Source organism: Pseudomonas sp. BN415 (assembly GCF_029871195.1).
GTDB lineage: Bacteria > Pseudomonadota > Gammaproteobacteria > Pseudomonadales > Pseudomonadaceae > Metapseudomonas > Metapseudomonas resinovorans.
On sequence record NZ_SSOK01000052.1, the window covers coordinates 110,425 to 124,287 of the forward strand.

12 protein-coding genes and 1 pseudogene are annotated in these 13,863 nt (G+C 64.6%); 8 read left to right on the forward strand and 5 right to left on the reverse strand.

From position 1 onward, the window contains the following. Positions 1-40: 40 nt before the first annotated feature. From E8F20_RS12955 to rarD, 3 genes are all read left to right on the forward strand, one after another. Positions 41-805 carry a TOBE domain-containing protein gene (locus E8F20_RS12955; RefSeq protein WP_280284068.1) on the forward strand — a complete coding sequence of 255 codons (765 nt, stop codon included), beginning with the start codon at positions 41-43 and terminating at the stop codon, positions 803-805. Between the two features lie 66 nt (positions 806-871). Next, positions 872-1,846 carry a serine/threonine protein kinase gene (locus E8F20_RS12960; RefSeq protein ID WP_280284069.1) on the forward strand — a complete coding sequence of 325 codons (975 nt, stop codon included), beginning with the start codon at positions 872-874 and terminating at the stop codon, positions 1,844-1,846. Between the two features lie 189 nt (positions 1,847-2,035). After that, positions 2,036-2,923 (forward strand): EamA family transporter RarD, encoded by an 888-nt coding sequence (gene rarD / locus E8F20_RS12965; RefSeq protein WP_274800959.1) that lies wholly within the window; start codon positions 2,036-2,038, stop codon positions 2,921-2,923. A gap of 46 nt (positions 2,924-2,969) precedes the next feature. Here the strand turns inward: rarD and E8F20_RS12970 are convergent, their stop codons facing one another. Further along, positions 2,970-3,488, reverse strand: coding sequence for a glycine cleavage system protein R (locus tag E8F20_RS12970; RefSeq protein WP_028631153.1), 519 nt, complete (start codon positions 3,486-3,488; stop codon positions 2,970-2,972). Positions 3,489-3,523: 35 nt separating this feature from the next. Next, positions 3,524-3,970, reverse strand: coding sequence for a GNAT family N-acetyltransferase (locus E8F20_RS12975; RefSeq protein WP_280284070.1), 447 nt, complete (start codon positions 3,968-3,970; stop codon positions 3,524-3,526). A 307-nt stretch (positions 3,971-4,277) separates the two neighbouring features. On the opposite strand from E8F20_RS12975, the gene E8F20_RS12980 reads away from it, so the two are divergent. Next, complete coding sequence (locus tag E8F20_RS12980) at positions 4,278-6,455, forward strand: malate synthase G (protein WP_280284071.1); 2,178 nt, start codon at positions 4,278-4,280, stop codon at positions 6,453-6,455. Positions 6,456-6,652: 197 nt separating this feature from the next. On the opposite strand, the pseudogene E8F20_RS12985 reads toward E8F20_RS12980, so the two are convergent. Beyond that, positions 6,653-7,084: pseudogene (locus E8F20_RS12985) on the reverse strand (response regulator); the annotation flags it as partial. 248 nt (positions 7,085-7,332) lie between these two features. Here E8F20_RS12985 and E8F20_RS12990 point away from each other — a divergent pair. The 4 genes from E8F20_RS12990 to E8F20_RS13005 all read left to right on the forward strand — a co-directional run bounded on the left by E8F20_RS12990 (position 7,333) and on the right by E8F20_RS13005 (position 11,949). After that, the gene (locus tag E8F20_RS12990) at positions 7,333-9,267 is read left to right on the forward strand and encodes a putative nucleotidyltransferase substrate binding domain-containing protein (RefSeq protein ID WP_280284072.1); all 1,935 of its coding nucleotides are present in this window, start codon (positions 7,333-7,335) and stop codon (positions 9,265-9,267) included. Further along, a complete protein-coding gene (locus tag E8F20_RS12995) occupies positions 9,264-9,968 on the forward strand; it encodes a 3'-5' exonuclease (protein ID WP_280284073.1) in 705 nt (234 codons plus the stop codon). The genes E8F20_RS12990 and E8F20_RS12995 overlap by 4 nt, the downstream gene beginning before the upstream one ends. An 84-nt stretch (positions 9,969-10,052) precedes the next feature. After that, entirely contained in the window at positions 10,053-11,003 is a 951-nt protein-coding gene (locus E8F20_RS13000) for a lyase (protein WP_280284074.1), read from the forward strand. Between the two features lie 322 nt (positions 11,004-11,325). After that, positions 11,326-11,949 carry a glutathione S-transferase family protein gene (locus E8F20_RS13005; protein ID WP_280284075.1) on the forward strand — a complete coding sequence of 208 codons (624 nt, stop codon included), beginning with the start codon at positions 11,326-11,328 and terminating at the stop codon, positions 11,947-11,949. Positions 11,950-12,047: 98 nt separating this feature from the next. Here the strand turns inward: E8F20_RS13005 and E8F20_RS13010 are convergent, their stop codons facing one another. Both E8F20_RS13010 and creD read right to left on the reverse strand, forming a co-directional pair. Then, the gene (locus E8F20_RS13010) at positions 12,048-12,365 is read right to left on the reverse strand and encodes a hypothetical protein (RefSeq protein ID WP_280284076.1); all 318 of its coding nucleotides are present in this window, start codon (positions 12,363-12,365) and stop codon (positions 12,048-12,050) included. 11 nt (positions 12,366-12,376) lie between these two features. Further along, the gene (gene creD, locus E8F20_RS13015; RefSeq protein WP_280284077.1) at positions 12,377-13,726 is read right to left on the reverse strand and encodes a cell envelope integrity protein CreD; all 1,350 of its coding nucleotides are present in this window, start codon (positions 13,724-13,726) and stop codon (positions 12,377-12,379) included. Positions 13,727-13,863 lie beyond the last annotated feature (137 nt).

Consider the following 13,863-nt stretch of genomic DNA (forward strand, 5'->3'; position numbering starts at 1 on the left):
GCAGCCTGCGCGCCAGATCCCCCGACGAACCCGTCCGTTCATGAGCCTGACCAGCGCCCTCACCCAGCAACTCACCCGTCGCCCGCAGCGCCTGGCGCTGCTGGAGCAGATCGCCGTACAAGGCTCGATCACCCGCGCCGCCAAGGCCGCAGGCCTGAGCTACAAGGCGGCCTGGGATGCCATCGACGAACTGAACAACCTTGCCGAAAAGCCTCTGGTGGAACGCTCCGTGGGTGGCAAGGGCGGTGGCGGTGCGCGACTGTCCGCCGAGGGTGAACGCCTGCTGGCCCTCTACAAGCGCTTGGAAAGCCTGCAGGCGCGCCTGCTGGAAAGTGCCGAAAGCGAGCAAGACCTGGAGTTGCTGGGTCGTCTGATGCTGCGCACCAGCGCACGCAACCAACTGAGCGGCCGAGTGCTCGGCATCGAATCCAGGGGGCGCAACGATCTCGTGAGCATCGAACTGGCCGGCGGTCCCTGCCTCTTGGCGCAGATCACCCACGACAGCACCGAAAAGCTGGAACTGGCGCCAGGCCGCAGCGTGGTGGCACTGATCAAGGCGGGCTGGCTGCGACTGCAGCCCATATCAGAACCGGCAGATGACGCGCTGAACCAGTTGCAGGGACGGATCGAGGAAATCCTCGACGCGGCCGACAGCCCCAGCGAAGTGCGCATCGCCCTGGCCAGTGGCCAAACGCTCTGCGCCCTGGTCGAGCCCGAGCGCTTGGCGCATCTCGGCGTCAAGGCCGGCGACAGCGTTCGCGTGCAGTTCGCGCCCGGTCAAGTGCTGCTCGGCACCGCGCTCTGAGGGCCGTCAACCGTACGCTGCGCGACCATTGGGGATAGACTGGGCGCCTGACTGCCGGAGCTGCCCATGTCCCACCCCTTCGATGACCTCACACCCGACCTGGTACTTGACGCCGTGGAAAGCCTCGGCTTTCTCAGCGATATGCGCATCCTCGCGCTGAACAGCTACGAGAACCGCGTTTACCAGGTGGGCATCGAGGACGCCGAGCCACTGATTGCCAAGTTCTATCGACCGCAGCGCTGGAGCGACGAAGCGATTCTCGAAGAGCACAGGTTCAGCGCCGAACTGGCCGAATGCGAAGTGCCGGTAGTAGCGCCGCTGCACCGCGACGGAAAGAGCCTGTTCGAGCACGCCGGTTTCCGCTTCGCCCTGTTCCCCCGTCGCGGAGGCCGCGCACCGGAGCCCGGCAACCTCGACCAGCTCTACCGCCTCGGCCAGTTGCTCGGCCGCCTGCACGCCGTCGGCAGCACTCGCCCCTTCGAGCACCGCGAAACCCTGGCGGTGGACAACTTCGGCCACCAGTCCCTGGCGACTCTGCTGGAAGGCGGTTTCATTCCCCGCAGCCTGCTGCCGGCCTACGAGTCGGTCGCTCGAGATCTGCTCATGCGCCTCGACAAGTTGTTCGCCGAAGTGCGCTACCAACCGATTCGCATGCATGGTGATTGCCATCCCGGCAACCTGCTGTGCCGTGACGACGTCTTCCATGTGGTGGACCTCGACGATTGCCGCATGGGGCCGGCGGTGCAGGATCTATGGATGATGCTGGCGGGGGATCGCCAGGAACGCCTCGGCCAGCTCTCCGAGTTGATGGACGGCTACCAGGAGTTCCACGACTTCGACCGTCGCGAACTGCCGCTGATCGAAGGCCTGCGCGCCCTGCGCCTGATGCATCACAGCGCCTGGATCGCACGCCGCTGGGACGACCCGGCCTTCCCCATGCACTTCTCCTGGTTCGGCAGCGAACGCTACTGGGGCGACCAGATCCTCACCCTGCGCGAGCAAATTTCGGCGTTGGACGAGGAACCGCTGAAGCTGTTCTGAACCTATCGCCTCCTTGTAGGGGCCAATTCATTCGCCCCTACAAGGAGCAGCGCTTGTCAGCTGCCGTAAAGAACGCCTTACGCGTTTCGCTTGCACAGCCTTGCGGAAAAACCTGAGCACACAGACAAGCCACGACGCCGCCCACTAGAATGTCGCACCACTCGTTAGCTGCCTAAGCAAGGACATTCCATGGCAACCGCCGACCCGCGTCGCGGGTACATCCTGGGGCTCACCGCCTACGTCATCTGGGGCCTCTTTCCGCTCTACTTCAAAGCCATCCAGAGCGTTCCGGCGCTGGAGATCATCGTTCACCGCGCGCTGTGGTCGGCCCTCTTTGGCGCCGCCTTGCTGCTGGTCTGGAAGCACCCGGGCTGGTTGCGCGAGCTGCGCGAGAACCCCAAGCGCTTTGGCGTACTGGCCGCCAGCGGCATGCTGATCGCCGGCAACTGGCTGGTCTACGTATGGGCGGTGAACAACGGACGGATGTTGGAAGCCAGCCTGGGCTATTACATCAACCCGCTGATCAATGTACTGCTGGGAATGCTGATTCTCGGCGAGCGCTTGCGTCGTCTGCAGTGGATCGCCGTACTGCTGGCGGCCATCGGCGTCGCGCAACAGATTTGGCAAGTCGGCGCGCTGCCTTGGGTGTCCCTGACCCTGGCGCTGACGTTCGGCTTCTATGGACTGATCCGCAAGCAGGCCCCGGTAGCGGCCCTGCCCGGGCTGGTCGTGGAAACCTGGCTGCTGCTGCCCCTGGCCGTTGGCTGGTTGCTGCTGACCCCGAGCGCGACTTCCTCCCAAGCGAGCTTCTGGTCAACGCCTGAGGCGCTCTGGTTGATCGCGGCGGGCCCCATCACCCTGGTGCCCCTGGTGTGCTTCAACGCCGCCGCGCGCCACCTGCCCTACACCACCCTGGGTTTTCTCCAGTACCTGGCGCCGACCCTGGTGATGCTGCAGGCGATATTTCTCTTCGGCGAACACTTCGACCCCAGCAAGCTGCTGGCTTTCTGCTTCATCTGGGCCGGCCTGGCCATCTACAGCGTCGACGCCTGGCTGACCCTGCGGCGCAACAGCTGATCGCCAGGGTGGAAATCCGCGCCGCGGATTTCCACCCGATCGCCACTCATTTCTCCTGGTGCAGATTCAACTCAACCATCAGGTCATCGGCCAAGGTCTCCAGCTTGGCCTGCAACACATCCAGGGACAGAGTCAGCGGCACCGCCAGCACGGCCTCGGCGTGGAACAGCGGTTCACTGCTCATGGGTGCCGGCACCACCTCGGTGATCAGGCTTTCCAGGTTGACCCCCAGTTCGGCCAGCAGCCGGGTGATGTCGCGGACGATGCCCGGCCGGTCATTGCCCACCAGATCCAGCAGGATCGGCTTCCAGGTGCAGGACGGCTCGATGCCGCTCTGCGCCAGCATCACGCGGATGCCGTGGGCACTGAGGCCTTGCAGCCCTTCTACCAGTTCGTCGTAACCCTCGGCCGGCACCGCTACCCGCAAGATCCCGGCGAACTGCCCGGCCATGCGCGACATGCGGCTCTCCAACCAGTTGCCACCATGGGCGGCAATGCACTGTGCGACGCGCTCCACCAGCCCGGGCTGGTCCGCTGCAATGACGGTAAGTACCAGATGATCCACGCTCGACTCCTTATGTTGGCAACCGGCGCCGGGCTTCAGGCCAGGCTCAGCCAGTAGGTATAGAAGACCTCATCGCGCACGTAGCCCAACCGCTCGTAAAGCGCCTGGCCAGCGAGGTTGGTCTTCGCGGTTTCCAGCTGGATGCCGCAGGCGCCGGCCGCTACGGCATGGGCACGGGCGGCGTTCATCAAGTCCTCCCCCACGCCCTGACGCCGGGCAGTGGGCACTACATAAAGATCGCTCAACAACCAGGCCGGTGCCAGCGCCAGCGACGAGAGAAAGGGATAGAGCTGGGTGAACCCCAGGGGCGCGCCATCGACACCGCGGGCGATGAGCAGCGTCGAGTCAGCGCGATCCAGGCGCTGTTCGAGGAAAGCGCGGACCTCCGCCAGGGGTCTGGGCACCTGATAGAACTCCAGATAGCCGGAGAAGAGCCGAGACAGATCATCAAGATCGCTGAACGTGGCGGCATATACGGGCATGTAAGGACTCCAGGGCGAATTCGCAGGAGTATAGGAAAACCCCGGAAACCCCGCGCACCATCTCGTGCGACGGCCTGTCGCAGTTCCATCGAATAATTAATCGTGTACATTTTTCAGATTTAGCTGGAACAATGTGCCAGTTTTTTGAGAACATTCTGCCCGCCGTTGTGACCGTAACGCAGCTTTTAGTCGCATAGCGACGCGACCCCACTGATTTTCACAACGGCTTCATGTAGTATGCCGCGCTTCGGACTACAAGAAGGGAGACCCCCAGTCCGAACGGATATTGAGCAGAGTGAGGCAAGCAATGACTGAGCGCGTTCAAGTCGGTGGCCTTCAGGTCGCCAGAGTCCTGTTCGACTTCGTGAACAACGAAGCCATCCCCGGAACCGGCATTGCCGCCGACACCTTCTGGGCCGGTGTGGAAGCCGTCATCAATGACCTGGCTCCGAAGAACAAAGCCCTCCTCGCCAAACGCGATGAACTGCAGGCCAAGATCGACGCCTGGCACCAGGCACGTACCGGTCAGGCTCACGATGCCGTGGCCTACAAGGCGTTCCTCCAGGAGATCGGCTACCTGCTGCCGGAACCGGCCGATTTCCAGGCCACTACCCAGAATGTCGACGAAGAAATCGCCACCATGGCCGGCCCGCAGCTGGTCGTGCCGGTGATGAACGCACGCTTCGCCCTGAACGCGGCCAACGCCCGCTGGGGCTCGCTGTACGACGCGCTGTATGGCACCGATGCCATCAGCGAAGAAGGCGGCGCCGAAAAGGGCAAGGGCTACAACAAGGTTCGCGGTGACAAGGTGATCGCCTTCGCCCGCGCCTTCCTCGATGAAGCCGCGCCGCTGGAAGGTGCTTCCCACGTCGACGCCACCGCCTACACCATCAAGAACGGCCAACTGGCCGTGACCCTGAAGAACGGCAACGACGTCGGCCTGAAGAATGCCGCTCAGTTCATCGCCTTCCAGGGCGAGGCAGCCAAGCCCACCGCCGTTCTGCTGAAGAACAACGGCCTGCACTTCGAAATCCAGATCGACCCGAGCAGCGCCATCGGCCAGACCGATGCCGCCGGCGTGAAGGACGTGCTGATGGAGTCCGCGCTGACCACCATCATGGACTGCGAAGACTCCGTCGCCGCCGTCGATGCCGACGACAAGGTCGTGGTCTACCGCAACTGGCTGGGCCTGATGAAGGGCGACCTGGCTGAAACCGTCAGCAAAGGCGGCCAGACCTTCACCCGCACCATGAACCCGGACCGCACCTATACCAAGGCCGATGGCTCCGAGCTGACCCTGCACGGCCGCTCCCTGCTGTTCGTGCGCAACGTCGGCCATCTGATGACCAACCCGGCCATCCTCGACGCCGCTGGCAACGAAGTGCCCGAAGGTATCCAGGACGGCCTGTTCACCGGTCTGATCGCCCTGCACAACCTGAAGGGCAACACCAGCCGCAAGAACACCCGCACCGGCTCGATGTACATCGTCAAGCCGAAGATGCACGGTCCGGAAGAAGTGGCCTTCGCTACCGAAATCTTCGGCCGCGTGGAAGACGTGCTGGGCATGCCGCGCAACACCATGAAAGTCGGCATCATGGACGAAGAGCGCCGCACCACCATCAACCTCAAGGCCTGCATCAAGGCCGCCGCCGAGCGCGTGGTGTTCATCAACACGGGCTTCCTCGACCGTACTGGTGACGAAATCCACACCTCCATGGAAGCCGGCGCCATGGTGCGCAAGGGCGCCATGAAGACCGAGAAGTGGATCGGTTCCTACGAGAACAACAACGTCGACGTCGGCCTGGCCACCGGCCTTCAAGGCAAGGCGCAAATCGGCAAGGGCATGTGGGCCATGCCGGACCTGATGGCCGCCATGCTCGAGCAGAAGATCGGCCACCCGCTGGCTGGCGCCAACACCGCCTGGGTTCCGTCGCCGACTGCCGCCACCCTGCACGCGCTGCACTACCACAAGGTCGACGTGTTCGCCCGCCAGGCCGAACTGGCCAAGCGCACCCCGGCTTCGGTGGACGACATCCTGACCATCCCGCTGGCGCCGAACACCAACTGGAGTGCCGAAGAGATCCAGAACGAACTGGACAACAACGCCCAGGGCATCCTCGGCTATGTGGTGCGCTGGATCGACCAGGGCGTCGGCTGCTCCAAAGTGCCGGACATCAACGATGTCGGCCTGATGGAAGACCGCGCCACCCTGCGTATCTCCAGCCAGCTGCTGGCCAACTGGCTGCGCCACGGCGTGGTCAGTCAGGCGCAGATCGTCGAGAGCCTGGAGCGCATGGCCTCGGTGGTCGACCGCCAGAACGCCAACGATCCGCTGTACCGCCCGATGGCGCCGAACTTCGCCGACAACGTGGCCTTCCAGGCCGCGCTGGAACTGGTGGTAGAGGGCACCAAGCAGCCTAACGGCTACACCGAGCCGGTCCTGCACCGTCGTCGCCGCGAGTTCAAGGCGAAGAACGGTCTCTAAGACCTGCCCATGAAAAACCGCCCTTCGGGGCGGTTTTTCTTTTTGGGGAAGTCGGCTGAATTCGCCAGACATAAAAAAACCGCCTGTCCCTGGCGGTTTCTTCAGGCGCTTTTCAGCGCAATGACCTTCGCTTTGGTTTTCGCTTTCGCCGGCCTGGGACGCACCTCGGGTGGCGGGGCCTTGGGTGCGGGCGGGGTGCCGATCTCGTTGCGCACCAGATTGGAAAGACGACTCATGTCCACCGGCTTGAGCAGGAAATCCACGACCTTCATATGCATCGCCTCGATGGCATCCTGCACGTCGGCGTCGCCGGAAATGATGATGACCGGCAGAGTCGCCCGGGCCGACTCGCGCACCTGACGCACCAGTTCGAGACCGCTGCCGCACTGCATGTGCAGTTCGGTGATCATCAGGCCGATCGAAGGACGGGTGACCAGCAGCGCCAGCGCCTGCTCGCCGCTGTCGGCGGTTATGCACGGGATGCCCTTCGCGACGAGTTCGTCGGCCAGGGCGTCGCGCCCGGTCTCGTCGTCGTCCACCAGCAGAACACTGGGCGGGGCGCTGGGTACGCGCATTATTTCTTCAAGCGCTTGCAGCTCGGCTTCGCTCAGCAGGTCACCGTAACTCATGGGGTCGTCCTCGAAAGGGGCCTCCCTGGCAGGCCCAACTCCCCTCACTAGTAGCTTTAGCACGGGGCACGCAGGTCCGATACGCAAAATGCACGCAAGTTCCCGTGCAAAATGCAGCATCCGCCGAACGGTAGCGGCCTACCCGTTTTTCCGACGACCCGCTTGCCCGCCTTTAGACTTACGTCCAATTTGTGTCCCCCGTTGCCGCGCGCAGCATGGTTCCTCTAACAAGAACAGCAGGCATCAGCATGAACAAGGCAGACGCCTTCGCCCACGCCGGCAAACAGGCGGTGATGCAGAACATCCACGGCACCATGGAGTTCCTGCAGAAGTATCCGCCGTTCAACCAGATGGAAAGCGCCCACCTCGCCTTCCTCGTCGAGCACTGCCTGCTGCGCTTCTATGCTGCTGGCGACTCCATCATCAAGCCCCAGGACGGGCCGGTAGAGCACTTCTACATCGTCAAGCAGGGCCGCGTGGTGGGTGAACGCCCGCACTCGGCCCGGCGCGGCACTGAAACCACGTTTGAGATCGCCAGCGGCGAATGCTTCCCGCTGGCCGCCCTGCTCGGCGAGCGTGCTACCCGCACCGAACACCTCGCTGGCGAAGACACCTTTTGCCTGCTGCTCGGCAAGGCAGCCTTCGTCAAGCTGTTCGCCCTCTCCAATCCCTTCCGCGACTTCGCCCTGCGCGGGGTCAGCAGCCTGCTCGACCAGGTCAACCAGCAGGTCCAGTTGCGCGCCGTAGAGACCCTCGGCGCCCAGTATTCCCTGGACACCCGCTTGGGCGAACTGTCGGTGCGCCAGCCCATCGCCTGCCTGCCGGAGCTGCCACTGCGCGACGCCGTCCGGCTGATGCACGAACAGCAGGTAGGCAGCATCGTGATCGTCGACACTCGGCAACGACCGCAGGGCATCTTCACCCTGCGCGACCTGCGCCGGGTGATCGCCGATGCCAGCGCCGACCTCTCCCAGCCCATCGCGGAAGTCATGACCCAGGCTCCCTTTCACCTGCCGCCCGAAGCCAGCGCCTTCGACGCCGCCCTGGCGATGACCGAACGACACATCGCCCACGTCTGCGTGGTCGGCGGCGAGCGCTTGCTGGGGGTGGTATCCGAGCGCGACCTCTTTTCCTTGCAGCGGGTCGACCTGGTGCACCTCGCGCGCACCATTCGCCACGCAGGCCGCGTCGAGACCCTGGCCGCCCTGCGCGGCGAGATTCAGCGCCTGGTGGACAACATGCTCGCCCACGGCGCCAGCTCCACCCAGATCACTCGCATCATCACCTTGCTCAACGACCACACCGTGTGCCGGGTGATCGAGCTGACGATCGAGGAAATGGGCGACCCGGGCATTCCCTTCACCTGGCTCTGCTTTGGTAGCGAAGGGCGCTCCGAACAAACCCTGCACACCGACCAGGACAACGGCATCCTCTTCGAAGCGGTCGACGCAGTGGACGCCGCCGCCATTCGAGGGCGCCTGCTACCGCTGGCCGAACGCATCAACCAATACCTGGCCCAGTGCGGATTCGAGCTGTGCAAGGGCGGCATCATGGCCGGCAACCCGCAACTCTGCCTGTCGCGCAGTGAGTGGAGCCGGCGCTTCGCCAGCTTTGTCCGCGAGGCGACGCCGGAGAACCTCTTGGGCTCTTCCATCTATTTCGACCTGCGCGCCGTCTGGGGCCCCACTGAGGGCTGCGAGGCGCTGCAGCGGGAGTTACTGGTACTGGTCGCCGACAACAGCCTGTTCCAGCGCATGCTGGCCGACACAGCCCTGCGCCAGCGCCCGCCGGTGGGGCGATTCCGGGATTTCGTGGTGGCCCGTAAAGGCGCCGAGAAAGACACCCTCGACCTCAAGGTGCAAGGCCTGACGCCTTTCGTCGACGGCGCCCGGCTGCTCGCACTGGCCCATGGCATCAGCGCCTGCGGCACCCTGGAGCGCCTGCGCCAACTGGTGGAGCGCGAAGTGGTGGACGCCCAGGATGGCGCCGCCTATGAAGAGGCCTACCATTTCATCCAACAGACCCGCATGCAACAGCACCAGCATCAGGCGCGGCAGGGGCTGCCCTACTCCAACCGGCTCGATCCGGACACACTCAACCACCTGGACAGGCGCATCCTGCGCGAGTCCTTTCGTCAGGCCCAGCGCCTGCAATCCAGCCTGGCGCTACGTTATCAACTATGAACGGTTTCCCCTGGTTCTCCCGCCGCACGCCCCTGGACCCGGTCATCGCTGCCCGTCGCGATAGCCTCCCCGCCCCCCAACCACTGGACGAGCGCCCCCTGCGCCAGCAACGCTTCGTAGTGCTGGACCTGGAAACCAGCGGTCTGAACATGAGTCGAGACCTGGTGCTGTCCATCGGCGCAGTGAGCATTGACGAGGGCGCCATCGACCTCGGCAACCAGTTTGAATGCACCCTGCAGCGCGACACCGGCAAGCTCAACGCCAGCGTGCTGATTCATGGCATCGCACCGAGCGAGCTGGCCGCCGGCGTGGAGCCGGCCGAAGCCCTGCTGAACTTCATGGAGTTTCTCGGCGACAGCCCGCTGCTGGCCTTCCACGCGACCTTCGACCAGCGCATGCTGAGCCGCGCCCTCAAGCAGGACCTCGATCACCGCCTGCGCCACTGCTTCCTGGACATCGCCGAACTGGCCCCGATGCTGTGTCCGGAGGCTGGCATCCGCAACGGCGGCCTGGATGAGTGGGTGGAACACTTCGGCCTGCATGTGCAGCAACGCCATAACGCCAGCGCCGATGCCATGGTCACCGCCGAAATCGCCCTGATCCTGTTCAGCCGCGCCCGCCGCCAGGGGCTGGAGAGCCCCGCCGCACTGGCCTCCGCCCTGTCCCGCTGGCAGCGTCGGCAGCACGCCCCCGCGCTCTGAGCCACGCCGCCCGGTCATTTTGTTCGAACCCCGCCGACCTTTCGGCGTCGATTGAAGACCACCCAGGATGCGGAGGTCTTCCCCATGATCCGCCCATTCGCTCTCGCCCTGTGCGCAGCCCTGCTCTGCGGGACGGCCACGGCAGCGGATATCACCTACTACCCGGTGCCACCAGGCACTGGCCCGCGTGACGTGGCTCCCGCCACCGATGGGCGTGTCTGGTTCACTGCCCAACGCCTGGGCGCAGTCGGCCTGCTCGACCCTCTGACCGGCCGGGCACAACTGATCCCCCTGGGCACGGGTGCCTCGCCACGCGCCCTAGTGGTCGACCCGGAAGGCGCAGCCTGGGTCGCCGATCCCGGCCTGGACGCGCTGGTCCGGGTCGATCCCGAGGATCTCGCGGTCCGCACCTTCCCCCTCAAGGGCACGGCAGCCGGCACTGGCCTCGAAGGTCTTGCCCAGGATCGCAACGGCGACCTCTGGTTCACTGGCCAGCGTGGTTTCTTCGGGTGCTTCAGACCCGCCAGCAGCAGTGTGCACGTCTGGCCTGCACCAGGCGGCCCCGGCCCCAACGGCATCACCGTGACGCCCAATGGCGAGGTTTGGTACGCCAACGAAACCGCACGCCATATCGGCCGCATCGACCCCAGCACCGGACATGCCACCCTGGTGGACGTGCCGGACGCTGGGGCCAGCCCTCGCCTGATCTGGAGCGACTCGCGCGGCACTCTGTGGGTGAGCGAGGCCGGCAGCGGTCGCCTGAGCCGCTTTGATCCGCTGGGCGAGACCTGGAGCAGTTGGAGGATCCCAGGCGGCAACGCCGACGCCCATGCGCTCTATGTCGATGAGCAGGAGCGGGTCTGGCTGAGTGACTACAGCGCCAATGCCATCCTGCGTTTCAACCCCTTCAGTCGTCTGTTCGCCAGCTTCCCCAGCAACCGGCCCGGGGCTCAGGTGACCCAACTCGCCGGCCGCACCGGCGAAGTCTGGGGGGCCGAATCGGCCCAGGACCGGCTGGTGATGATCCGGTATTGAGCGAGCGGGACTGCTCGCTTTGAGGACACGATTTCGGCCGCAAGACTGCCTGGCAACATTTCCCGGGCAGCGAAGCGGCCCAATGGCGAATGCATTCGCTATGTCCGCGTTGGTTGTTGCGAGCGATTGACCACCGGACCAAGAGCCTTGTAGGAGCTGGCTTGCCACACGTCATACAGACAGAGCCAATGAATTCGCCCCCCACAAGGAGCATTGCGCCTCTGCGCTGCCAAAAACTCACGGCAACTCACACGTCTGCCCGGCTGCAATCCAATGCGGTATAACTGCGCCATTACACCGCTGCAGCCGCCGAGGTCCCCGCATGAGCGCCGCCCTGACCCTGTTCTTCTCCCCCACCTCCCCGTACGTCCGCAAGGTCATGGTGCTGCTGCATGAAACCGGTCAGCTGGACGCGGTCAGCCTGCACGGCGTGACCCTGACCCCGGTGAACCCCAGCGAGGAGGTGAACGAACACAACCCCGCAGGCAAGATCCCCGCCCTGCAACTGGCTGACGGCAGCGTGTTGCACGACAGCCGGGTGATTCTCGACTACTTTGACCACCAGCATGGCGGCGAGCCGCTGATCCCCCGCGACGGTGCGGCGCGCTGGCGGCGCCTGACCCTGGCCTCCCTGGCCGACGCGGTGCTGGATGCCGCCATCCTGGTGCGCTACGAAACCTTCCTGCGCCCCGAAGACAAACGCTGGGACGATTGGGTCATGGGCCAATGCAGCAAGATCGACCGCGCTCTGGAAACCTTCGAGAAATCCGCCGACGAGCTGGACGAACGCTTCGACGTGGCAGCCATCAGTGCCGCCTGCGCACTGGGCTACCTGGACTTTCGCATGCCCGACCTCAACTGGCGCCGAGACTGCCCGAAGCTGGCGACCTGGTACTCAGCCGTCAAGCAGCGTCCTTCGCTGCAGGCCACCGCGCCGGCACCCTGATACCTTTCGCGGAGGCGGCAGACAGGCGCTGAACAGCCTGTCCAGCTCCGCCGCCAGTTTCGCACCCCGTTCTTGATCCTCACGCAGCCCCAGCAGTCTCATTGCAGAACGCCCGCACGCCGGTACCAGAACCAGAAGAAGCCCGCCGCCATCAGCAGCGCGCCCTGCCCCAGTGCTGCACAGAGTTCGAGGAAAGAACGCACTGCCGGGTTGTGGGCGGCGTCCAGTACGCCGGTCAGCCCTTGCCAGAAGCTATCAGGCAGCAGCCACAGGGCGAGGCCCGCCAGGGGCTTTCCGGTGAACAGCCAAAGGTCGATGAAGCCGAAGGCTCCGGCGAACATCAGGCTGCCCAGGACCAGCACCGAAATCACCAGGCCGAGCAGGAAGCAGCCGCCGAATTGCATCAGTACGCGCATGACCGTCCTCCTCAGTTGCCGCTGGCCGGCTGGACGCGGCCAACGCCGTACCAGTCCAGCTTGCGGGTCAGCACCATCACGCAGGCGAGCAGGCCGAACACCAGCAGCGAGCCCATCAGTAGCGCGTAGTCCTCGGCGCTGAGCAAGCCGTAAAGCATCCCGTAGAGGGCAGCCAGGCCCAGGGTGAAGCCGCCACCGCGCATCCAGCTGCGCAGCACATGGCTGACGTAGAACCCCACCAGTGCCACGCAGGAGGACGCCGAGATGGCGTAGGCCAGTGCGAACTCCAGGTGCTCGGAGAGCGACAGCAGTAGCAAGTAGAAGAACGCCAGGGCCAGGCCCACCAGGCCGTACTGCACCGGGTGCACCGCCAGGCGCTTGAGCACTTCCACCAGGAAGAAGCCGGCGAAGGTCAGGGCCAAGAACAGCAGGGCGTACTTGATCGCGCGGTCGGTCTTCAGGTACTGGTCCACCGGATCGACGAAGCTCACGCCGAAGTCTCGCGAGTAGAAGGCGTTGCACTGCTCCTCGCCGACGCACTCGGCCAAGGCCTCCTGCAGGTTGGTAGCGAAGAAGCTGGTCTGCCAGGTCGCGGAAAAGCCTTGGGCGCTGATGCTGCGCTCACTGGGGAGGAACTCGCCGATGAAGCTCGGGTGCGGCCAGGTCGAGCTCAGCTCCACCCGCGAATCGCGGCCCACCGGTGTCACGCTCAGGCTGGAGGTACCTTGCAGCTTGAGGTCGAAGGCGAAGTCGAGGCTCTGCACAACCCCGGCCTGCAAGGCGGCCAGCGGCACATGCACGCCGCCATTGAGCAAGCGGTCGCCACTGCCCGGCTGGAAGTCCATGGGCTGGCCGTTCAGACGCAGCTTCAGGGCGTTGCCGATGCCGCGGATATCACTGATGCCCACCGCCAGGAAAGGCTGCTCGAAGCGGTAGTCCGCCAGCTCCTCGCCAATACCGTAGTTGGCCGGCACCAGGATCTGCCCACTGATCTGGCTGTCGCTCTTGTACAGCCGCGCCTTGTAGATGCCACGCGCGCGCAGCTCGGTATCGACGGTGCCGGTCAGGTTGAAGCGTTCAGGGAGAAAGTACAGTCGGCTGCTCACCTCACGCTCTTCCAGGTGGCGTTGGCCGGTCTGCTCATAGGTCTTCCACTCACGCACCGTGCGCTTGTAGGGCACCACCAGGATCGGCCCGGTGATCCGCTGGCTGTAGCTGGAACTCTGGGCGATGTTGGCCAACACACCATCGCGCGCCACCTGGCGCTCGCTGATCAGGCCATCGATCAGCATCAGCGGAATCATCAGTAACAGCATCAGCAGGGCGATGGTGCCCAGCTTGAAGCCCAGGGTACGGGTCATGGCGACTCTCCTTGTGTTGTGGTGGGGAGAGTCTGCAGAGCGCCTGAGGCCGGCTTATGGGGGAAATGTGGAGATTGTGTGGGGAATGGGGGCGGAAGAATCTCCCTGGGGGGCGAACTCATTCGCCAAGGGCAACA

Excerpts from the sequence above, each read along its gene's own strand:
- E8F20_RS12955 (WP_280284068.1), top strand. The coding sequence starts at position 41 with ATGAGCCTGACCAGCGCCCTCACCCAGCAACTCACCCGTCGCCCGCAG.
- E8F20_RS12960 (WP_280284069.1), top strand. The coding sequence starts at position 872 with ATGTCCCACCCCTTCGATGACCTCACACCCGACCTGGTACTTGACGCC.
- rarD (WP_274800959.1), top strand. The coding sequence starts at position 2,036 with ATGGCAACCGCCGACCCGCGTCGCGGGTACATCCTGGGGCTCACCGCC.
- E8F20_RS12975 (WP_280284070.1), bottom strand. The coding sequence starts at position 3,970 with ATGCCCGTATATGCCGCCACGTTCAGCGATCTTGATGATCTGTCTCGG.
- E8F20_RS12980 (WP_280284071.1), top strand. The coding sequence starts at position 4,278 with ATGACTGAGCGCGTTCAAGTCGGTGGCCTTCAGGTCGCCAGAGTCCTG.
- E8F20_RS12990 (WP_280284072.1), top strand. The coding sequence starts at position 7,333 with ATGAACAAGGCAGACGCCTTCGCCCACGCCGGCAAACAGGCGGTGATG.
- E8F20_RS12995 (WP_280284073.1), top strand. The coding sequence starts at position 9,264 with ATGAACGGTTTCCCCTGGTTCTCCCGCCGCACGCCCCTGGACCCGGTC.
- E8F20_RS13000 (WP_280284074.1), top strand. The coding sequence starts at position 10,053 with ATGATCCGCCCATTCGCTCTCGCCCTGTGCGCAGCCCTGCTCTGCGGG.
- E8F20_RS13005 (WP_280284075.1), top strand. The coding sequence starts at position 11,326 with ATGAGCGCCGCCCTGACCCTGTTCTTCTCCCCCACCTCCCCGTACGTC.
- E8F20_RS13010 (WP_280284076.1), bottom strand. The coding sequence starts at position 12,365 with ATGCGCGTACTGATGCAATTCGGCGGCTGCTTCCTGCTCGGCCTGGTG.
- creD (WP_280284077.1), bottom strand. The coding sequence starts at position 13,726 with ATGACCCGTACCCTGGGCTTCAAGCTGGGCACCATCGCCCTGCTGATG.